We start from the raw sequence: 448 nt of genomic DNA on the forward strand, positions 1-448 counted from the left end.
CTTTTATACCTATCATTTGATAGAACCAAGAGTTGAATTTAATGATACATACAAAGCCCATTATTACATATACTGCTTTCATGATTGCATCGCCCATAGATACAAATGCTAAAACTGTAATCGTTTGCCCAACAGTGGCATCTGGTGTTACAAAAGTTGTTTGAATTATTCCAACTATAAGGGCATATATCATGTTTAAAATTTCTTGACCAAATATATATAGGTAAGTTGATAACACTATTAAAATAGGTGTAATAGACAATACAGCACCTCTTCCAATATAGTGCATTATTGCATCAAACCTTTTAGAAATAACTGCCCAAATAACAACTGCTGGGGATGCGATAAAAAACGTAAGAACTTCAATAAAGTAAAAAGCTATTCTATATATAATCATCAAAGCAATCGCTGAAAAAGTAATGATTTCAAGTAGCCAGTTATATAAAAA

1 protein-coding gene is annotated in these 448 nt (G+C 30.8%); it reads right to left on the bottom strand.

Going from position 1 to position 448, the window contains the following annotated elements; genetic code table 11:
• A partial coding sequence (locus CYP28_RS10360) for a hypothetical protein (RefSeq protein WP_181000430.1) occupies nucleotides 1–448 on the bottom strand: 448 nt, incomplete at both ends.

Origin of the sequence: Campylobacter concisus, from assembly GCF_002914195.1 — a bacterium.
Classification (GTDB): Bacteria; Campylobacterota; Campylobacteria; order Campylobacterales; family Campylobacteraceae; genus Campylobacter_A; species Campylobacter_A concisus_M.